This is a genomic window from Vibrio aerogenes (genome assembly GCF_024346755.1).
Classification (GTDB): Bacteria; Pseudomonadota; Gammaproteobacteria; order Enterobacterales; family Vibrionaceae; genus Vibrio; species Vibrio aerogenes.
The window spans coordinates 497,492-514,143 of the sequence record NZ_AP024862.1 but is presented as its reverse complement, the minus strand read 5'-3'; the positions used below and the strand labels follow the sequence as shown (position 1 = coordinate 514,143).

The following is a 16,652-nucleotide window of genomic DNA, read 5'->3' as shown; positions in this document are numbered from 1 at the left end:
AGAACTGCGTTGTTGAAAACTGATTTGTTGAAAACTGAGACGCTGAAAGCCGGGTTGTCGAAAACCGAACACGACACCTGAAAAGTGTTTAACCCGGTTTGACGGCATGGACCGTGATATGGTTGAATTTTTCACGCTCATAAAGCCTGGTTTTTATTACCCTGAATCCCGCTTGCTTTAACTCGGCCTGCAGGTTTTCAGCCGAGGCAACATGCCGGTACGGCAAGCCATCCCGGTCTGTTTGATAGTTGTTGTTATCTTTTGAACACAGACTGCTGACAAAAAAGATGCCGCGGGTTTCCAGTGCATGAAACACTTGCATTAAAAAGACTGCACGGTCGGCACCGATGATGCAATGCAGACAATTCCCGTCAATAACGATGTTGTATCTTTCCGGCAGTTTTAAACATGGGTTAGTTAAATCAGCCACCAGAAATTGCCCGTGACATCCCGTCTCTGCCGCTTTTTCATTCGCCCATGCAATCGCCGTCGGTGAAATATCAACCCCGGACACTTCATAACCATGCTGTGCAAACAACCGGCAATGATGTCCTTCACCACATCCCAGTTCAAGCAGCTTCCCTTGTTGCGGAATACCGGATAAACCGAAAAAACGATCCACCAATGCTGCATTCGCCATCCTTTGATGACCGCCCCATCCTTCCCATCCGGCTTCTCTGGCCTGTTTATACAAATCATCATGAACAAAATAATCTGGTTTTATATCCGTCATTTATTACCACCACAGCTGTTGTTCGCAAAACCACAATCAGATAGCAATCCCGTTACTCCGTCGCTTCATGAATCGCTTCCTTCGTTCCCTGCACAGCATCACTGGTAACTTCTTTGGTCTTATTCCAGATATCAGACGAATCACTTTTTACACCTTCCCATGTGCCGGAACATCCGCTGAGAACAAATGCCAGAGTGACCGCCATCAGTATACATTTCATGAAAAAACTCCTTATTTACACCACTTATTTACAACATAGTGAGCATCAGTATATAACCCACAGTTTAGCGTCAAGCCAATACTGCGTAAATTTATTCACATCATCGAGGCTTTGAAGTAAAGACTTTGCCACAAAGACAGACCCAGGCCACCTGAAGATGTGGTTTTCAGATGGTTTCAGTATATAGAAAACGCAGGCGCTTTTATTTTTTCAATTCATATCCTACTTTTATATTTCAGGAAATGAATACAGACATGGAAATATATGATGAGAAAAGGTGTGGCTCTTTTTTTTATCTGCTCGTTCTTCAGTGCAAATATTTATGCAGCGAACCATCGTTATATCGGTAACGGAAAAACAGCCTGGTATAGCTATGATGCCCCCTTTGACGGTATGAGACTCGGCGGCAAAGATCTGAGCGTGGAAGAAGTCAGCGTCGATACCCATGCCTTTGTAAAAGGGGCTTTCAGCAAAGAAGCGCAAAAAACGATGCAGGGACATAAAAGTAATGATTACACCTGCCCAAATGGTTATATCGTCACCTCTTTGTATTATGTTGCGGACGATCGAAAAGGAACAGAGAATAATCAACGCAGCATTGAACAATTTAAATGCCGTGAATTAAGAAAATCATTTGTATTTAAAAAACTGATTAAATTTGAACTGATCGATGCCAATATTAATCACCGGACAAGAACGCCACTGAATAAAGGTGAGTTTGCTGACTGTACTGACGGCCAATATATTGTTGGCTTCAATTATGTCGATGAAGGGGACAAACATATCAAAGAGATCATTTGCCAGCCCTTTGCCTATGATTTTTCTTCGAATCTGCCTTGTTTTTCACGGTAGGCTTTCACGAAAACTTGCCTGATCGCTGCATCATCAGGCAAACAACGTGTTTACTCCAGCACAGAAAGCACGCGATCAACTAATCCACGCAAAACATCCGGCTCGGAAGACAGGTGCGAGTAACTTCTCAAACCGAAAATACTCATCACCAGATATTGACTAAGCATCTTTGCTGTTTGATCTGAAGAAATTTCCCCGCATTGCTGCCCGGAAATGATTTTTTCCGTGATCAGTGCCTGCCAGTCTGACAATAACTGACAAATGTGGCTTTCCATTTCATTATCCTGCCGGTGCATGTCACTGAGTGCTTTTTGCATCAAACAATCTGACTGATGCTCACACGACAACAAAAGCAACTCAAAATAACATCTGAAGCCTTCTCTGATAGTTGGCTGAGCATCAAAGCAATTTTCAAATTTTTGTCTTGATTCCTGAGCGTAATGTTCCAGTGCTGCCAGCAACAGTCCCCGTTTATTCCCGAACGCACAGTAGATAGATCCCGGATGCAGCCCGGTTGCCTGCTTCAGATCCTGCATACTGGTTTTATTATAACCCTTATCAACAAAAGCATTCATCGCTGCACAAAGCACTTTTTCGCGATCAAACTCAGCCACACGCATGATTCTTCCTCTCTTCTTTATCACCGCTACTTTACTGTTTCCTGCGCCATCAGACAAACATTCTTGAACATTCATTCAAAAATATATTGAATGATCATTCAAGAATAGATTAGGATAGACAAACCAACGATGATCACTCTCAGAAAAGGAAACCGGATCATGACAGATGTTTTATTCCAGCCTTATCCACTCAATGACACACTGACGCTCAAAAACCGGATTATTATGGCGCCACTGACACGCTGTATGGCCAGTGATGATCTGGTTCCCACAGACGCTATGGCGGCCTACTATGCCCGCCGGGCAGAAACCGGGCTGATCATTTCCGAAGCAACCATTATCCGGCCGGATGGACAGGGTTATCCGAACACGCCGGGTATTTTCACTGCGGCACAAATTGCCGGATGGAAAAAAGTCACCGATGCCGTTCATGCGAATGACGGTAAAATTTTCCTCCAGCTTTGGCACACCGGGCGGGTGGCGCATCCTCATTTCCACGGCGGCGACGCACTGGCTCCTTCCGCCGTAGCTGCAGAAGGTTCGGTCCCACGGATGCGAGAGCTTGTTTACACAGTCCCTAAATCAGTCACCCCCGAAGACATCAACCAACTGGTGGCGGATTTTGGGCAAGCAGCTGAAAATGCCATTGAAGCCGGGTTTGACGGCGTGGAAATTCACGGTGCGAACGGTTACCTGATTGACCAGTTCCTTCATTTCGATACCAACCACCGGAACGATCAATATGGAAGCAGCCCTGAAAATATGTCCCGCTTTGCACTGGAAGTCGTTGATGAAGTGATTCAACGTATCGGCGCCGACCGGACAGGACTGCGTTTGTCTCCGGGCGCTTATTTCGGCGTCCAGCCAGATGCGCGCGACCGTGCAGTATTCGACTTTCTGCTACCGGCTTTGGAAAAGCGAAATCTGGCTTATCTGCATGCCGGCATTTTCGATGACAGTATGACATTTGAGGTGCTGGGCGGCGCCACAACTTCACAATATCTGCGCGAAAATTATTCGAAGACGCTGATTGGTGTCGGCAGCTACTCTGCTGAAACCGGCACGCAGGCGATTCAGGAAAACAAATTTGACCTGTTGGCTATCGGCCGTCCGCTGATTGCGAACCCGGACTACGTCAGCAAAGTTCGTTCTGCCGCACCTTTAAACGATTACTCAGAAGAGATGCTGGCAGAACTGGTTTAATGATTTCTGTTCATATTCCTGTAAATTTTTGATTGTCTCTCAATCCGGCCTGCACTTTTTTCCACTGCCTTTTCGGTGCAGGTCATTTTTTCTCCCGCTGATTCACTGCGGCTCTTCTTCTGAAAGCTGCGTAAGAAATGTTTGACTGTCCTGCCTGATTGCCCGGTGTTTTTCCTCATTCATCCGGTCATAAGTTTTATACATCATTGCAACACGCGGATTCAACGACAGTTTTTCCCGGTTCCGGATCAGAAAATCCCAGTAAAGATAATTAAAGGGACAGGCATCAGCGCCATTTTTTTGAGTGACTTTATAGCGGCACTTTCGACAATAGTCCGACATTTTATGAATATAGCTTCCTCCGGCTGCATAAGGTTTGCTGGCAAGGTAGCCGCCATCGGCAAATAAAACCATGCCGGTCACATTAGGTAACTCGACCCACTCATACGCATCTGCATAGACACTTAAAAACCACTGATTCAACGCATCAGGATTCACCCCGGTCAATAGCGCAAAATTACCAAGGACCATCAAACGCTGAATATGGTGCGCATAAGCATGTTTCCGGGTTTCAAGAACACATTGACGTAAACAGTTCATCTCTGTCTCACCGCTCCAGTAAAATGCCGGTAACTTCCCCTTGACGCCAAAATAATTCCGGGATGCATAATCCGGCATATTCAGCCAGTAAATTCCCCGGACAAATTCGCGCCATCCGATCAGCTGACGAATAAAGCCTTCCACAGCATTTAACGGGGCTTTTCCTTCGCGCCAGGCTGCTTCCGCCGCCCTGACACATTCCAGCGGCAGCAATAAGCCACAGTTAAGATAAAAACTCAGATGAGAATGAAACATCCAGGGTTCGCCCTCGAGCATCGCATCCTGATAATCGCCAAAATAACGCAGCCGGTTATCAATAAATGATGTCAGAGCCACCAGCGCCTGTTGGCGGGTGACGGCAAAATAAAATGGTTCGATGTCGCCAAAATGATCAGAAAACCGGGCCGAGACCAGCGCAATGACCTGCCGGGTGATCTCATCGGGTGCTGAACTGAAATGAGGCGGTATATCAAGTGACGTTGTCACTGGCTTTCGGTTCTCTGTATCATAGTTCCATTTCCCGCCCACAGGCTTCTCATCATCTTCCAGTAAGATGCGATACCGCCGTCGCATATCACGATAGAAATATTCCATCCGCAGCTGCTGACGACCTTTTGCCCACTGTCTGAAGTCTTCAACCGGGCATAAGAACCGGTTATCTTCCCGGACATCAACCGGCAGATTCAATTGTTCAGGCCAGGAGCGAACCATCTCAGCAACCCGGTATTCACCCGGCTGAGTGAGGATAACCGCGTCGCACGCATGTTGCTGCAAACAACGGACAACTTCCCCGGTAAAACTGCCGCTGTTTTGCGGATCATTCAGCCGGGTATACCAAACCTCATATCCCTGCGCCTTCAGTGATTGGGCAAAATGCCGCATGGCCGAAAAAATAAAAGCGATCTTCTTTTGATGATGTCTGACATAGGTCGCTTCTTCCTGAACTTCACACATAAGAATCACATCCTGCGTCTTATCTGTTCCCTGCAGGCTGGAAATCTGCTCATTGAGCTGATCGCCCAAAATTACTCTTAATTTCCCCACAAGCCATCTTCTCCTGTGTTGTTTTTCTTTGATTCAAAAGTCTTTGTTTCATTTAAAGCTTTTTGTTTCATTAAGAATGATAGGCCAGCCAGTCGTACCGTGATTTGAATTTTCCGGTTAAAAACCGTTTAATAGCCAACATCAGAACAAACAGACGAGACAATCAATGGCTGTCATTCCCCTGGTATATCATCCGGTGTATTCTGCCCTTGAGTTACCCGAAGGCCACCGCTATCCGATGAATAAATACCGGCTGTTGTATGAGGCGATACAGTCTGGTTACAACTCAGAACCATTCATCTGGGTGACACCAGAAAAACTACCACAAGATATCATTGCTCAGGTTCATGCACCGGATTATATTACAGCGCTGTTCAGCGGACAGTTACCGGCAGCGAAAATGCGCCGGATTGGTTTTCCGTGGAGTGAGAGGCTGATCGAGCGTACCTGTTATTCAGCCGGCGGAACCGTCATGACCGCAGCGCTGGCTCAACAGCATGGGCTCGCAATTCATCTCAGCGGCGGCTATCACCACGCGCATCATGATTTTGGCAGCGGGTTTTGTTTAATCAATGATTTGGTATTGGCAGCTCATCAATCGTTAAAGCATCCCGATATCGATACAGTGATGATTATCGACAGCGATGTTCACCATGGTGACGGCACCGCGAGCTTATGCCGGGATAACCGTCATATCATTACCGTCTCTTTCCACTGCGAGAAAAACTTCCCTTCCCGCAAACCACCATCAGATTATGACGTACCATTCGAAAAATTTGCCACAGATGAGATTTTCCTGACAACATTCCGTGAAGTTGTCTCCATGGCTCTGTCTCATCATCAGCCAGACCTGATTATTTACGATGCTGGTGTAGATATTCATCAAGACGATGAACTGGGACATCTGAATATATCATCGGACGCCATTGCAACCCGTGACCGGTGGATGATCACTCGGGCTCACCGGCTGCAAATTCCGATGGCCTGTGTCGTTGGCGGCGGTTACAGGGCAAACCATGGCGACCTGATACCGCATCACATGCATTTAATTGATGCCGCATACCAGCATGCCTGTGCTCAGCAATGACGGTCAGTCATCACCGTTATCGCTCCCAGTATGACTCTTCCAGGCAATCTTCCCGCTCAGGCAATCCTCTGGACAAACGGGGAGAATGCTGCACCAGCACTTCATAGCTGACACGGTTCGCATATTTGCAGACCTGGGAGAAAGAAGAGTAAGTCAGGCAACGGTAGTCATGTTTTACCGAATTTGGCACATTCGCCTGATGGAATTCATTTGCAGCCATATCATGCAAAACCGCAGCAAGCGCTGCATCACCGGCGCCATTGGTATTTTTGATTTTCTCCGGTCCGCCCATATACGGGGAAATATGAGAATAAACTCTGACCGGCCGGGTACAGTCGCTTTTTCTCATCGGCCGGCTGAATTCATACTGGTTAAATTCAGCAATTGCCCCCGGTAACAGAGGCCGTCTGGTCTCTCTTTTCGCGGCATCATCCGTGTAACCTGCCATAAACAAACCCACAGGCCCGGCGGTACACAGCACCATATCAGCCCAGTCCAGTGTCTTATCTGCCGCCAGTAAAGGGTCAGCAATCCCCGTCAGGGCCTGCGCTTCTTCTTCGTTCATCGCGACCACTGTAATATGGTTTTTGATAAATGACTGCCAGAAATCAACATCTTGTTCAATCATATATTTGGTGCCCAACGTTAACACAATCGGCACCTGATATTTTTTCGCATACTCAATGGACTGCATCGCGGCATCAGAGATCGGCTCATGAGCTTTACAACGCAGCAAATACGAGCTCAATACCAGTGCAGATGCGGTCTTGAATATCTCTTGCGGGATACTTTCCGGGCGCAGAAAGTTCATCTTACCGGCATTAATCGCAAATGTTCTTTCACCATTCTCAGAAATCAGGGTAAAGCACCGCCCGATAGGGCCATCCACACCCTGGAGATAATTCAGGTCAACCCTGCTGGATGTATTTGATAAATACTGATAACCGTAGCTGCCAATCCGGATATTCTCACTCATGACACCCAGCAGCGTGGATCTCGCATCCGCCAGCACAGAATAATTATGTAAGGTGTTGCCAATTGTTCCACCGGCAAACTGATCTGTAATCAGCTGGCTCTCTGACAGCTCCTGATATAACGCTTCAGCTTTCGCATCATCAATCACCAGCGACTGACCAATCACCAGCTCATACTTTTCAATCAGTGCATCAGGCACTTTCGCTTCAATATCAACAATCACCTGCGCCATGCCAATCACATGATTCAGCGTGAGTGTATGATTTGCCGTATTTGGCATGATGAGCGTATCGCGCTCAGAGACTGGAAAATAGTGCCTGGATTTGCGTTGACCGGGAAACTTCATACTGCGCCTGTTGGTTGGGGTAACAATTGGTTGAAATAACAAAAGGCGCAATTTTATCTGCTCCGTGACAGCGGTGCAATTCTTCTGACAGAGAAAACCAGCGCAATCTTATTCTGAATACCAGAGAAACCAGATCACAATGGATGCGACAATAAACAGAAGAGATCGCTTTCTCTCTTTACTGTTGGTCGACATCGCAATCAGTCCAAGCTGCGAAATAATCATCACACCCAATACCATCAGCATAAACAGAATACTGTGAATCGTGATCACATCGTCATAAATAACAGATACCGATGGCTTCATCCCGGGTGTCCATTCATATTGGTGACGGGGGAAAAGCACTAATAAACTCAAGCCAATAAAAAAAACCAAATGTGCAATAAACCTGATCAAAGGTCTCATTCTCAGATCTCCAATACGTTTTTTCAGCCACTGGTGAGAACCGGGAAAAAACAGCGGTTCCCCGGAAAAACAGTCAGTGAGAGTATAGAAATAAAAACCACTGAAGAATAAGTTTGTGCCTGTGTGTGAATGAATGTCACAGATTGGACCATCAAGTGCGAAAAAATCACCCAACGCAGCTGAATTTACTCCCGCCAGTGTTGTGGTTCACTCAGTGCTTTCGAACAATGTACCGTTCCTTTGATCTGGCCCAGATAATTATGATTCAGTTCCTGAACCATCCATGCCCCGGCATGTTCTTCCGGGATCGGATAAGGGGCACATAATCCCAAAGAGCCTGCCGGCCTGAATCCACAACGCGGATAGTAATCGGCATGCCCCAGCACAAACACAAAATCCACACCCGATTTTTTCAGTTGTTCTAAACCTTCATTGATCAACCGGAGCCCGACACCGGCTTTCTGACTGTCAGGTAATATAGCCAGCGGTGCCAGTATTTGTGCAGATAAAGGGACCTCCGCACCGTCAACCTCCGCTTTGGTAAACAGCACATGCCCCACAAGACGCTTCCCTTCAACCGCCACCAAAGAAAGCACCGGCACAGCTGTCATATCATGCATTAAATCATCAACAAGTGTTGCAATCACCCCGCCTTTCTCATTCCCGAAAGCATGCTGGTGAATTTCAAGAATGCTGCTGCGATCTGACTCAGTTGATTGTCTGATTTCCATTGTCATTTCCTCCATGTCATTCGACAAAATGAAACTAAATTCATAATAATTATACCAATTATTTTTCAGAACATTGGGAGGAATTTATAACTATGCCTGTATTTTCGGCAGAAAAGCATCCTGACAAAGCAGCAACATAAACAGCAACTCATACACAAAAAGATATTAACCTACTGATTTAATGTAACTAATTCGCTGAAATCATGACGATATATGCGCCCGCCTTTCGATCTTGAGATCACTTGGATATACGGTTCAAAGATATCACTGTATCAGACAAAGGATCAGTCAGACGGTCCTGCTTACACTCAGGTTGTTATCTGACGTATATCTTAAGAGACGGAAAATGAAATGATGAAAAGAAATCAAACCAGAACGACTCGCCGCTGGTATATCTTGCCAGCCATATTGTTACCGCTCACATCCGGCGCTTCGGTTAAAAGGTTACCTGCTATCAATGCTGACATAAATAAAACATCGGTGTCCGGCTTATCATCCGGAGCATTTATGGCCACTCAGTTTTTTATTGCACATTCAACCATCATGAAAGGTGTCGGCATTATTGCCGGTGGTCCTTATTTATGTGCACAATCCTGGCCAGCGCGTACATATATGGAAAATACGATCAATACATGCATGAACCCACGCACAGCAAGCCTTTCACCAAACACGCCCCGACTGGTTAAAAAAACCAGATTACTGGCAAAAAACGGGAAAATTGACTCAGTCGAAAATCTGTACAAGAAACGTGTCTATTTGTTCAGTGGCACCAATGACAGAACCGTTAACACTCGGGTGATGGATCAAACCTTAGTTTTTTATCAGGCTTTGGGCGTCAAGAGCGATGCCATCTTTTACAACAAGACCACCAACGCCGGCCATGGCATTATCACAGACAATGATTCAGACAATCCGTGCAGTACATCCCAGCCACCTTACATCAACAACTGTGATATTCCCCAGGCAAAAAAAATCCTGGGCTGGATTTATCCGGGTCTGGAGACCAGTCAACCGGAACCAAAAGCCAAAGCCATCCCTTTTAATCAGGCTGAATTCATACATAATCCTTACACCAGTTTGGATGACACCGGTTATGTCTATATCCCAAAACAGTGTCATAACCAAATCCGTTGTTCGATTCACATCGTTTTTCACGGCTGTGAACAAGGCGCAGCAATTATTGGCGACAGATATTACAACCATACAGGCTACAACACTTACGCCGATGCCAACAACCTCATCATTCTGTACCCGCAGATTCGCCCATCGACCAGCAACCCGTATAATCCCAAAGGCTGCTGGGACTTCTGGGGATATACGTCACCAAATAATCCGGGGCCTGATTATTTTTCGAAAAACGCGCCTCAAATCAGCACCGTATATCGAATGGTGACCCGCCTGAGCAGCCACCCATAATTATCAAAATAACAAACTATATTGATACGCTTTTCGCAGAATTTTATTCTTACTGTTTTTAAACGTCACTCACGAAAAAGCTACGCAACTGCGTAGCTTTTTGTGTATATCCGGACAATTGACGGCTTCAATCCTGTCCGGATTTTTCATTTTGCATACGAAATACACTGGGTGAACAGTGGAATTTTTTTTGAACGCAGTGGAAAAGTTGTTCGCATCAATATAACCCACACGGTAAGCAACCTGCTGGACATCAAGATGCGTTCGACTCAGGTATTCTGCCGCTTTTTCCATCCTGCGATGGTACAACCACTGAAAAATAGTACAGCCAAACGCCTGCTTAAATGCTTCCGATAGCGAATTACGATTTGAGTTCACCCGTTGTGCCAGCTGGGCAAGCGTCATATGTGAAGCCAGATTTTTCTCAAGATAGTCAGCGGTTTGACTGGCCAGATAATTATATTTTGATCGGTCTGCACCACCATAATACAGTGGTGCTGAAACCCGCTCAGGGGCAATACCTTGCTGACAGGCAGCCACAATCAACAGGGTGTATTCTACCCTCATGATGACTTCCCGTGGATTAAACGGATAATTGACACAATCAATCGCACCATCGTTCAGCACCTCTCCGCGCTGTCCGCTATTCCCTTCAATGATCGACAATACGGGGGGCAAAGCGATATGACGGCCGTTCATCTGCTTTTGCAGTAATAAACACGTTTCCCGGATATGATGGATTTTTCCCAGAGTTGAGTCCACAAAGATCATATCCGGCGCAATCCGGACAATCTGTTCAATCAGATCTTCTGAAGTCGTCAGAGTCAGTTGCACCGATTCTTGATGCAAGCAGGCCGATAGTTGAGAAAAAACACTGTTATTGTTAGAAAACACAATGATTTCATATGGGATTTTTTTTTCATAACCAGATCCTTATAGTTAAAAATAAAATCTGACGCAGGCACAGCAGATACCTGAACATCACCCTGCATTCAGTCGGGATTCATCGAATTAAATGGAAACAGAAATTTTTATCTGGCTCTGACACCAGACACTGACAGTACTTCATCATTGCCGGTTCAGGATTCCTCCTGAGGCACATGAGATGATTCAGATTGTTTTGAAGTTGCACGAGTATGTCTCTGAAAAAGCTGCAAAATATCATCACGGGTATATTGAGTAATGTAATAATTCAGAGGTACGCCGCAAGCTTTTTTTGTATTTCGCGCTGATTCAGTAAAATTATCAAAAATGGTCATTAAGGTATCTAAATTCAGCACATTCTGTTCTGTCATTGCGGTCTGACTGAACGCTTCCACGACACTTTTCATCGAATGAGAAAGCATGTTTTTATAGTTGCTTCTCTCTTCTTCCGCCTGTTTCAGAGTCTCCTCAGTTTCAAACTCATCTTCCCTGTCAGAATTCAGAAAACTCATTGCCTGGACTTGTGATCTGGTATCTCCGGCAATATCACTGACCACTGTTCTGGCCGTTGAAGAACCGGTCTCCGGTATAATTCCCATACTGACAAAACTACATTGAATCTGCAGATTAGACTGAGTCAGATAACCCGATGACCGAGCCTTTTCGCCGGCAGAAGTGAGCGTATCATCCTGAATGAAATGCACCATACCTACAAAACTTGAGCCAAAAGTAGCACCAGACAACACATCTAAAGTCTGCATCTGTGAACGCCCTGATGACGTTGTTTTTTTAACTTTGTCCACTGATTGAGCTGCTATCGCCTGGCCCGGATAACAGGCATTCCAGGCCCTGACTGCTTTTTCCGGGTCAAGCACCAAGGGCGAAAAAACACTTGCAGTTCTGTGCGTACAATTAGCTGAAATGACCAGAGTGCCCTGAATATTGTGCTGCGAAGCATGATGCATCACTTTTTTCTGCACCTGGTCGGCCAGCTGATGGCCGGACTGATGGGCAACATGCCGGGCAATTTGTGCAGCAAACGCTGTCGGGTCTGTCGTATGACTGTCGAGATGGAAGAACTGCATATCCAATTCTATGGAATCACTGGCAAGAGGCTTTGCCATCATCTCACTTTTCATAAAATCAACCGGACTTTCAGATTGTGAACTCACAGAGGCAAGAGAAGTGCTCCCTTCAAGCGAAGCCAGTTGCTTTTCTGTATTGATAACCGCTTTGCTGTAATTCACAGCGGCTTTTAACATTTTCTTGCGGACACGCTGAATCTCATTATCAATCTCTGACAAGTCTGTTTCGTCAACCCCCATACTGACCAGTTCTTCACGAATCATGTCGAGCTTATTTTTCTGCTGAGTCAGTGCGTTATGTTGTTTACGACATTTCTCTGTCTGTCCTTGTATCTGAGAATGTTGCTGAATATAGCTGAGATAACTGCTTTCAAGAATATTCCCGAGTACCAGCCCAGGATGATAGGGCACAGATACGGCCATAATATTTCTCCGGTTTTTTTATCAATAGGTTGCTTATGGTGTTATTTACTCTGGCAAAGTAAAAAAAACGCCGCCTTTGATAAATACAGAGCCGGCTTTGAAAAATACAGATCGCCTTTGGGACATGACTCTGAGAAATAGAATGTCCTGAAATGGTGCAGACAAAGTGTTGAATGGATTGAACAAAGCTGCGGGGATGACCTGACGAATATGTTTACAGAGGTTCCGGTAATTCCGCCGGAAACTCAAATAACATTAGGGGATAAATTATGCCATCAAGCATTCCTTACGATCCGTCACTCGTCCTCGGGAATATCGTGACCAAGAAAAAACTGGAGAACATTGTACAAATCTCCAAGCTCCAGGCTCCGGCAGATGCGGCCGAATATGAAATGAATGCGCTGAATTCACTCAAGCGCAGTATTGATATGACCGTTGAAGAAATGATCGATATGAAAGTCGATCCCGGCGATTTAGTTAAAGAGTCGCAGGATGTGGGAAAACAGCTGCAAGAGGCCGCAGTCAAATACGGCAAAGCAAAGATTCAGGCAGAAAAAGCGATCTTGCCGCTGCGTTCAAAGATCAATATGGTCAATGAACAGATTGAAAGTCCGATTGATTACAACAAAAGCAGCCTGAAAACTTTACCGTTGGCTGTCGATTCCATTCAGATGAATTGCCAGTATTTCTCCTTCGATCAAAACTCTCAGTCATCACACAGCCACGCTTCAACCGTTGCCAGTTTTATTGGAGGGTCAGTCAGTTATCTGGGAGACAAAGCTTCATCAGAAGCAAAATCGACCGCGCAGGCGCAAATGAACAGCCAGCACTCTAAACACAGCATTGCGGGGACGCTGGTTATCAGTATTAACTGTACCCATAAAAAAGCGCAGGTCTACGCTCCTTACCGGTTGGATGTCGACAAAGCGGTCAAAACTTGGAACCAGCTGTTTCCCGACGATTTGCTGAAAACCAATTCACCCGCCTCAATTGGCAGAGCCAGCGCACAAATGGGCACAAAAGATGAAAAAGCATTTTATCTGCTTTCAGGTGCCAGTTATGGTTCCTCTTTTGTCGCCATGGTTCATGTTCTGAACACGACTGAATCCAGCTCCAGTCAGTCGATGTATTCAGTCGCAGAATCATTACAGGCATCGTTTGAAGTCGGTTGCTGGTTTGCCGAAGCTTCAGGTAAGTTCGGCGTCAATGAATCCTTCTCCAACAGCGCTAAAAACCTGCTCAGCACACAAAATATCAGTTCTCACTGTTCTTTGATCGTCATGGGCGTCATCCCATCAATTAAATCTAATGAAGTCAAAATGACCGTGCAGCAGTTTGCTGACTTCAGCCCTGATAAAGCCATGGCAAGCCTGGCTGCGATTCAAAACGCTAATGCGGATGATATGGCAACCATCGGCAGCGCTGCCGGTAATGCGAAAGCCGGCCAGCAAATGGAATCGATGCAGACATCAAAAATTCAGGCTGCCCTGAGCGGTGTTGCTGAAATTGATGATGGTGCCAACAAAATTATTGACATCAACTCTGTGATGAATGCGATGGAAGACTACATTGAAAAATGTATCTCCAGTGATGACAGCACCATTGGTGTGCCCCTGAACTATTACCTCAAACCAATCACCAAAGCTGAAATTGCCCGTAGCTGGATGAATAAATACTATCCAAATCGCTACAATGCCGCCGGCAGTGCTGATGACAGTACGCCGAAAGGCGGTGCAGCAAGCAGCGATAGTTCTGACGCTGATAGTAGTTCTGACGAATAAGTTTTCCGGGCTGAGCGCCTCTTTTTCTCCCGGAGAGGTGCTCTTTTTTCACTGAATCTGTTGAGGGGAAATCATGCGAACATTTAATGAAAACGAACAATATATCATTGATGCACTGAATCAATATCCGGCAAAAGCAGTGGTGAATTTGCCAGAGTTTTTTTCACAGCAATTTTTTACAGAAAAAAACAAACGTGCACTCATTATACAACCGGAAATAAAATATGCTGTTTATTATTTACCAGTCGAACGGTTCAATAATGAATATGATAAAAAAATTGCCATTGACCAGTTTCAGGAATTAAAAAAACTGATGAATTACCTGACTGACAATGGATATTTAATCATCAACAAATCTTCTAAAGATAAGTCCGTGATCAGTTATTTTTGTCAGCTATTCCACTCACCACATATAAAAGAAAGAAAAAGACTGATATTGAATCATGAAGGGTTATATAGTGAACATCCCAGGTATATAAAAGATAAAGATGACAACATTATATTGAAAGGAATCGACTATCAGGACAGACAGTACGAAGAAATATTTGATACATTTGTTGGTGAGGTATTCATTTCCGAATCCTTACAAAAAATTGCCAGTAAAAAGAAAAAAAATCATCAACATATTTATATGTGGATAGCTTTCATTTTTTCTGCTGTTGCATTGTTCGGTATCTTTTGGGCTGCCTATCATTCTCTGATATCTGAATATTCATTGCCATTTATACCCAAATGACCTCAAGATGCGCCCCTGAAGAGCAAGGTTGATTGGGTATACAGGTAGATCGTCCATTTCTGCGCCCCATTTTCAGCCTCACATCCTTCAGCTGATTTTCCGCCCTCCGTAAACTTTGCCCATTCATTTACGGAGGTTTTTTTATTCTGTTACTACATTTATTTCCATTCCATAAAGTGATTACCACGAATTAAAAGACGCTTGTGTATTTATAAAAGAGAACATATTCAAAAAACAGCTAATTTAAAAAAGCACCTGCAAAGATAAATTTAAAATAAGGAAGTCATAATGAAAACAAATATTTTAGACAAACTAAAATCATATCTGCACATAGCGGTTATTTATGCTGGCGATCCCAGTGAACCTAATGTTGTTCAATATAAAACTCATAATCCCCGCTACTGGAAAAGCTATATCGATGTAGCAACAGATATTAAAATATCACTGGAAAATTCAGGTTTCTCTCACGTACACCTCATCAGAGAAGATAAAAATCTGATGCAGAAGTTGCAGTATAAAAAAATCAACTTTGCCTGGCTCAATACAGCCGGGGTCCAGGGGATCGACTCCTCAGCTCATGCTGCCTGTGTACTTGAAAGCCTCGGAATTCCCTATGTTGGACATACACCGGCAAATACGATGCTGATGGATAATAAACATCTGTTTAAACTCTATTTAAAGTCGAGCGGGATAAAAACAGCACCTCATTTTCTCTGGCATCATGTCCGGGAAGAAGATACTTATCAGTCACGGCAACTGGCTTTATTTTGCAAGCAGTTTGAAAAGCCTGAGTATCACGCCCGCTTTCAGGAAAAAACCCGCTTTATTGTGAAGCCGGTCTGCGGACGCGCATCGCAACATGTGTATATAGCAAACACACCCGCAGAGGTAGAACCTTTATGCTGGCGGGTATCCAGACATACCAATCATTATGTCATGGTCGAGCTGTTTTTATCAGGAGCAGAATATTGTGTTGCCGCGATGAAGCCCCCCCCCGGATGCACACTGATTTTTCACCACCTTATGAAGAAGACGTATGTTGCTTTGCACACTTTGAGCGCCGGTTGAATGGTTCTGATCGTATCTTTACTTCAATGGATACAAGCCCTATTACCTCAGACTCTATCCGGCCACTGGATGAACATACAGAGCTGTATTTACATCATTTACTGAGCCATATTGCAACTAAACTCTATACCTCTCTGGATCTGTATGGTCTGATTCGCCTAGACCTGAGAATGGACCATGCCGGACACCTTCATGTTCTGGAAGCCAACCCCAAGCCAGATATTAAATCACCCACAGAAGAAAAAACCAGCCTGGTTGCCATGGGACTCGAACAGCTGCACATCACCTATGACGAGCTGATTCTGAATCAACTGGTCAATACAATCGACCATTTTCAGATGTGGCGCCCGCCGCTGCTGACTCACTTTCCTGTTTAAACGTTATCCACTTCAATTCTCACAGG

The 16,652-nt window shown here is 45.0% G+C and carries 17 protein-coding genes; 8 read left to right on the top strand and 9 right to left on the bottom strand.

The window, feature by feature from the left end; genetic code table 11:
* Positions 1–88: 88 nt before the first annotated feature.
* The gene (locus tag OCV29_RS19925) at positions 89–733 is read right to left on the bottom strand and encodes a class I SAM-dependent methyltransferase (RefSeq protein ID WP_073602150.1); all 645 of its coding nucleotides are present in this window, start codon (positions 731–733) and stop codon (positions 89–91) included.
* Positions 734–785: 52 nt separating this feature from the next.
* A complete protein-coding gene (locus tag OCV29_RS19920; protein WP_139281489.1) occupies positions 786–953 on the bottom strand; it encodes an entericidin EcnAB in 168 nt (55 codons plus the stop codon).
* 264 nt (positions 954–1,217) lie between these two features.
* On the opposite strand from OCV29_RS19920, the gene OCV29_RS19915 reads away from it, so the two are divergent.
* Complete coding sequence (locus OCV29_RS19915) at positions 1,218–1,805, top strand: hypothetical protein (protein WP_139281488.1); 588 nt, start codon at positions 1,218–1,220, stop codon at positions 1,803–1,805.
* Between the two features lie 50 nt (positions 1,806–1,855).
* Here OCV29_RS19915 and OCV29_RS19910 read toward each other — a convergent pair whose 3' ends face one another.
* Complete coding sequence (locus tag OCV29_RS19910; protein ID WP_073602148.1) at positions 1,856–2,425, bottom strand: TetR/AcrR family transcriptional regulator; 570 nt, start codon at positions 2,423–2,425, stop codon at positions 1,856–1,858.
* 159 nt (positions 2,426–2,584) lie between these two features.
* On the opposite strand from OCV29_RS19910, the gene OCV29_RS19905 reads away from it, so the two are divergent.
* On the top strand, positions 2,585–3,628 hold the full coding sequence (locus OCV29_RS19905) for an alkene reductase (RefSeq protein WP_073602147.1): 1,044 nt from the start codon (positions 2,585–2,587) through the stop codon (positions 3,626–3,628).
* Between the two features lie 102 nt (positions 3,629–3,730).
* Here the strand turns inward: OCV29_RS19905 and OCV29_RS19900 are convergent, their stop codons facing one another.
* Positions 3,731–5,272 (bottom strand): cryptochrome/photolyase family protein, encoded by a 1,542-nt coding sequence (locus tag OCV29_RS19900; RefSeq protein ID WP_073602146.1) that lies wholly within the window; start codon positions 5,270–5,272, stop codon positions 3,731–3,733.
* A gap of 166 nt (positions 5,273–5,438) precedes the next feature.
* Between OCV29_RS19900 and OCV29_RS19895 the strand changes: the two genes are divergently transcribed.
* Positions 5,439–6,359: a histone deacetylase family protein gene (locus tag OCV29_RS19895; protein ID WP_073602145.1), complete on the top strand. Its 921-nt coding sequence runs from the start codon at positions 5,439–5,441 to the stop codon at positions 6,357–6,359.
* 16 nt (positions 6,360–6,375) lie between these two features.
* Here the strand turns inward: OCV29_RS19895 and OCV29_RS19890 are convergent, their stop codons facing one another.
* The 3 genes from OCV29_RS19890 to OCV29_RS19880 form a co-directional block, all read right to left on the bottom strand.
* Positions 6,376–7,680 (bottom strand): inosine/guanosine kinase, encoded by a 1,305-nt coding sequence (locus tag OCV29_RS19890; RefSeq protein ID WP_073602144.1) that lies wholly within the window; start codon positions 7,678–7,680, stop codon positions 6,376–6,378.
* 108 nt (positions 7,681–7,788) lie between these two features.
* Complete coding sequence (locus OCV29_RS19885) at positions 7,789–8,085, bottom strand: hypothetical protein (RefSeq protein ID WP_139281487.1); 297 nt, start codon at positions 8,083–8,085, stop codon at positions 7,789–7,791.
* 185 nt (positions 8,086–8,270) lie between these two features.
* The gene (locus tag OCV29_RS19880) at positions 8,271–8,816 is read right to left on the bottom strand and encodes a GNAT family N-acetyltransferase (protein WP_073602142.1); all 546 of its coding nucleotides are present in this window, start codon (positions 8,814–8,816) and stop codon (positions 8,271–8,273) included.
* 351 nt (positions 8,817–9,167) lie between these two features.
* On the opposite strand from OCV29_RS19880, the gene OCV29_RS19875 reads away from it, so the two are divergent.
* Entirely contained in the window at positions 9,168–10,232 is a 1,065-nt protein-coding gene (locus OCV29_RS19875) for an extracellular catalytic domain type 2 short-chain-length polyhydroxyalkanoate depolymerase (RefSeq protein ID WP_217653278.1), read from the top strand.
* 69 nt (positions 10,233–10,301) lie between these two features.
* On the opposite strand, the gene OCV29_RS19870 is transcribed toward OCV29_RS19875, so the two are convergent.
* Both OCV29_RS19870 and OCV29_RS19865 read right to left on the bottom strand, forming a co-directional pair.
* Positions 10,302–11,066 carry a response regulator transcription factor gene (locus tag OCV29_RS19870; protein WP_073602141.1) on the bottom strand — a complete coding sequence of 255 codons (765 nt, stop codon included), beginning with the start codon at positions 11,064–11,066 and terminating at the stop codon, positions 10,302–10,304.
* A gap of 245 nt (positions 11,067–11,311) precedes the next feature.
* Positions 11,312–12,664 carry a hypothetical protein gene (locus OCV29_RS19865; protein ID WP_073602140.1) on the bottom strand — a complete coding sequence of 451 codons (1,353 nt, stop codon included), beginning with the start codon at positions 12,662–12,664 and terminating at the stop codon, positions 11,312–11,314.
* Positions 12,665–12,933: 269 nt separating this feature from the next.
* Between OCV29_RS19865 and OCV29_RS19860 the strand changes: the two genes are divergently transcribed.
* From OCV29_RS19860 to OCV29_RS19845, 4 genes are all read left to right on the top strand, one after another.
* Positions 12,934–14,445: a hypothetical protein gene (locus OCV29_RS19860; protein ID WP_073602139.1), complete on the top strand. Its 1,512-nt coding sequence runs from the start codon at positions 12,934–12,936 to the stop codon at positions 14,443–14,445.
* 73 nt (positions 14,446–14,518) lie between these two features.
* Positions 14,519–15,181: a hypothetical protein gene (locus OCV29_RS19855; protein WP_073602138.1), complete on the top strand. Its 663-nt coding sequence runs from the start codon at positions 14,519–14,521 to the stop codon at positions 15,179–15,181.
* A gap of 288 nt (positions 15,182–15,469) precedes the next feature.
* Positions 15,470–16,249 (top strand): D-alanine--D-alanine ligase family protein, encoded by a 780-nt coding sequence (locus OCV29_RS19850; protein ID WP_261887434.1) that lies wholly within the window; start codon positions 15,470–15,472, stop codon positions 16,247–16,249.
* Between the two features lie 26 nt (positions 16,250–16,275).
* Positions 16,276–16,626 (top strand): D-alanine--D-alanine ligase family protein, encoded by a 351-nt coding sequence (locus OCV29_RS19845; RefSeq protein ID WP_261887433.1) that lies wholly within the window; start codon positions 16,276–16,278, stop codon positions 16,624–16,626.
* Positions 16,627–16,652 lie beyond the last annotated feature (26 nt).

Coding starts and splice junctions, on each gene's coding strand:
- OCV29_RS19925 (WP_073602150.1), bottom strand. CDS start 733: ATGACGGATATAAAACCAGATTATTTTGTTCATGATGATTTGTATAAA.
- OCV29_RS19920 (WP_139281489.1), bottom strand. CDS start 953: ATGAAATGTATACTGATGGCGGTCACTCTGGCATTTGTTCTCAGCGGA.
- OCV29_RS19915 (WP_139281488.1), top strand. CDS start 1,218: ATGATGAGAAAAGGTGTGGCTCTTTTTTTTATCTGCTCGTTCTTCAGT.
- OCV29_RS19910 (WP_073602148.1), bottom strand. CDS start 2,425: ATGCGTGTGGCTGAGTTTGATCGCGAAAAAGTGCTTTGTGCAGCGATG.
- OCV29_RS19905 (WP_073602147.1), top strand. CDS start 2,585: ATGACAGATGTTTTATTCCAGCCTTATCCACTCAATGACACACTGACG.
- OCV29_RS19895 (WP_073602145.1), top strand. CDS start 5,439: ATGGCTGTCATTCCCCTGGTATATCATCCGGTGTATTCTGCCCTTGAG.
- OCV29_RS19890 (WP_073602144.1), bottom strand. CDS start 7,680: ATGAAGTTTCCCGGTCAACGCAAATCCAGGCACTATTTTCCAGTCTCT.
- OCV29_RS19885 (WP_139281487.1), bottom strand. CDS start 8,085: ATGAGACCTTTGATCAGGTTTATTGCACATTTGGTTTTTTTTATTGGC.
- OCV29_RS19880 (WP_073602142.1), bottom strand. CDS start 8,816: ATGGAAATCAGACAATCAACTGAGTCAGATCGCAGCAGCATTCTTGAA.
- OCV29_RS19875 (WP_217653278.1), top strand. CDS start 9,168: ATGATGAAAAGAAATCAAACCAGAACGACTCGCCGCTGGTATATCTTG.
- OCV29_RS19865 (WP_073602140.1), bottom strand. CDS start 12,664: ATGGCCGTATCTGTGCCCTATCATCCTGGGCTGGTACTCGGGAATATT.
- OCV29_RS19860 (WP_073602139.1), top strand. CDS start 12,934: ATGCCATCAAGCATTCCTTACGATCCGTCACTCGTCCTCGGGAATATC.
- OCV29_RS19855 (WP_073602138.1), top strand. CDS start 14,519: ATGCGAACATTTAATGAAAACGAACAATATATCATTGATGCACTGAAT.
- OCV29_RS19850 (WP_261887434.1), top strand. CDS start 15,470: ATGAAAACAAATATTTTAGACAAACTAAAATCATATCTGCACATAGCG.
- OCV29_RS19845 (WP_261887433.1), top strand. CDS start 16,276: ATGGATACAAGCCCTATTACCTCAGACTCTATCCGGCCACTGGATGAA.